The 2,586-nt window shown below is 66.9% G+C and carries 2 protein-coding genes; one reads left to right on the top strand and one right to left on the bottom strand.

From position 1 onward, the window contains the following. On the top strand, positions 1 to 454 hold a 454-nt coding region (locus tag AC1DXV_RS33725), incomplete at its 5' end, for a M90 family metallopeptidase (RefSeq protein WP_477937923.1). Between the two features lie 61 nt (positions 455 to 515). On the opposite strand, the gene clpA is transcribed toward AC1DXV_RS33725, so the two are convergent. After that, positions 516 to 2,586: ATP-dependent Clp protease ATP-binding subunit ClpA (gene clpA, locus AC1DXV_RS33720; protein WP_477937921.1), on the bottom strand; the 2,071-nt coding region annotated here is incomplete at its 5' end.

The raw sequence follows: 2,586 nt of genomic DNA, 5'->3' as shown, positions 1-2,586 counted from the left end.
GTACGAAGAAGCGCTCACCGGCGAAGCGCCCGGCGCCGGGCCGATGACGCTGTCGTGGCGGGATGTCGCCGATGCGCAGGAGAACCCGGAGGATGGCAGCGGCTGGGCCTACAACGTCGTGATCCACGAGTTCGCGCACGTGATCGACATGCGCGACGGCCGCTCCGACGGCATCCCGCCGCTGCCCGACAAGGAGGCCCACCTGCGCTGGCGCGAGGTGATGCCGGCGAGCTACGAGCGCTTCTGCGGCGAGGTCGACGGCGACGAGGACATCTTCATGGACCCGTACGCCGCCGAAGGCCCCGACGAGTTCTTCGCGGTGGCCTGCGAGACCTTCTTCGTCGCGCCGCTCGACCTGCAGGCCTGGGATGCGGCGCTGTATGCGCTGCTGCGCGACTTCTTCGGGCAGGACCCGGCAGCGCGCTTCCCGCTCGCGGAGCCGTCGACAGCCTGAAGGCAGCCCCAAGAAAGACGGGGCCCGCAGGCCCCGTTTCGTCGATCGCAGAGAGAGAAGATCAGGCCGTCGCCGGCTCGGCCTTCGGCTTGTCGATCTTCTTCGCCGGCTGGATGTCGAGCACCGTCTTGCCGTCGGCGTCCACGTCCACCGTCAGGCGGCCGCCRTCGACCAGSCTGCCRAACAGCAGCTCGTCGGCCAGCGCRCGSCGGATCGTGTCCTGGATCAGGCGCTGCATCGGCCGCGCCCCCATCAGCGGGTCGAAGCCCTTCTTCGCCAGCAGCTTGCGCAGGCCGTCGGTGAACGTGACCTCGACCTTCTTCTCCGACAGCTGGCCCTCGAGCTGCAGCAGGAACTTGTCGACCACCCGCAGGATGATCTCTTCGTTCAGCGCCCGGAAGCTGACGGTCGCGTCGAGCCGGTTGCGGAACTCCGGCGTGAACAGCCGCTTGATGTCGGCCATCTCGTCGCCCTGCTCGCGGGAGTTCGTGAAGCCGATCGTCGACTTGTTCATCGTCTCCGCGCCCGCGTTCGTCGTCATGATGATGATGACGTTGCGGAAGTCGGCCTTGCGCCCGTTGTTGTCGGTCAGCGTGCCGTGGTCCATCACCTGCAGCAGCACGTTGAAGACGTCCGGGTGCGCCTTCTCGATCTCGTCGAGCAGCAGCACCGCATGCGGCTTCTTCGTGATCGCCTCCGTCAGCAGGCCGCCCTGGTCGAAGCCGACGTAGCCCGGAGGCGCGCCGATCAGGCGGCTCACCGCATGGCGCTCCATGTACTCGCTCATGTCGAAGCGGATCAGCTCGATGCCCAGGATGAACGCGAGCTGCTTCGCGACCTCGGTCTTGCCGACGCCGGTCGGGCCGCTGAACAGGAACGAACCGATCGGTTTGTCGGGCTTGCCGAGACCGGAGCGCGCCATCTTGATCGCGGCCGCGATCGCCTCGACCGCCGGCTCCTGGCCGAACACCACGCTGTTCAGGTCGCGGTCCAGCGTCTTCAGCTTGGAGCGGTCGTCGTTCGACACGCTGGTCGGCGGGATGCGCGCGATCTTCGCGACGATCTCCTCGACCTCGTTGCGCGTGATGGTCTTCTTCTGCTTGCTCTTCGGCAGGATGCGCTGCGCTGCACCGGCCTCGTCGATCACGTCGATCGCCTTGTCGGGCAGGTGGCGGTCGTTGATGAACTTGGCCGACAGCTCGGCCGCGGCCTGCAGTGCGCCCAGCGCGTACTTCACGCTGTGGTGCTCCTCGAAGCGCGACTTCAGGCCCTTCAGGATCTCGACCGTCTGCTCGACCGACGGCTCGACCACGTCGACCTTCTGGAAGCGCCGCGACAGCGCCGCATCCTTCTCGAAGATGCCGCGGTATTCAGTGAAGGTGGTCGCACCAATGCACTTCATTGCACCCGAGCTGAGCGCCGGCTTCAGCAGGTTGCTCGCGTCCAGCGTGCCGCCCGAGGCCGCACCGGCGCCGATCAGCGTGTGGATCTCGTCGATGAACAGCACCGCGTTCGGCTGGTCCTTCAGGTGCTTCAGCACGCTCTTCAGGCGCTGCTCGAAATCGCCGCGGTACTTGGTGCCGGCCAGCAGCGCGCCCATGTCGAGCGAATACACGTTGGCATCGGCCAGGATCTCCGGCACGTCGCCCTGCGTGATGCGCCAGGCCAGGCCCTCGGCGATCGCCGTCTTGCCGACGCCGGCTTCACCGACCAGCAGCGGGTTGTTCTTGCGGCGGCGGCACAGGATCTGGATCACGCGCTCGACCTCGAGCTCGCGACCGATCAGCGGATCGATCTTGCCTTCGCGTGCCAGCTGGTTCAGGTTCTGCGTGAACTGGTCGAGCGGCGATCCCTTGCCTTCGCCCTCGTCCTTCTCGCCTTCGGCGCTCGGGCCGCCCTCGCTCGGCTTGGCCGGCTCCGGCGGATCGGTCTTCTTGATGCCATGGGCGATGAAGTTGACGACGTCCAGCCGCGTCACGCCCTGCTGGTGCAGGTAGTAGACGGCGTGCGAGTCCTTCTCGCCGAAGATCGCGACCAGCACGTTCGCGCCGGTCACTTCCTTCTTGCCGCTGCCGGTGGACTGCACGTGCATGATCGCGCGCTGGATCACGCGCTGGAAACCCAGCGTCGGC

Source organism: Rhizobacter sp. P3_C12 (assembly GCF_056402735.1).
This window is presented reverse-complemented; position numbering and strand designations above follow the sequence as displayed.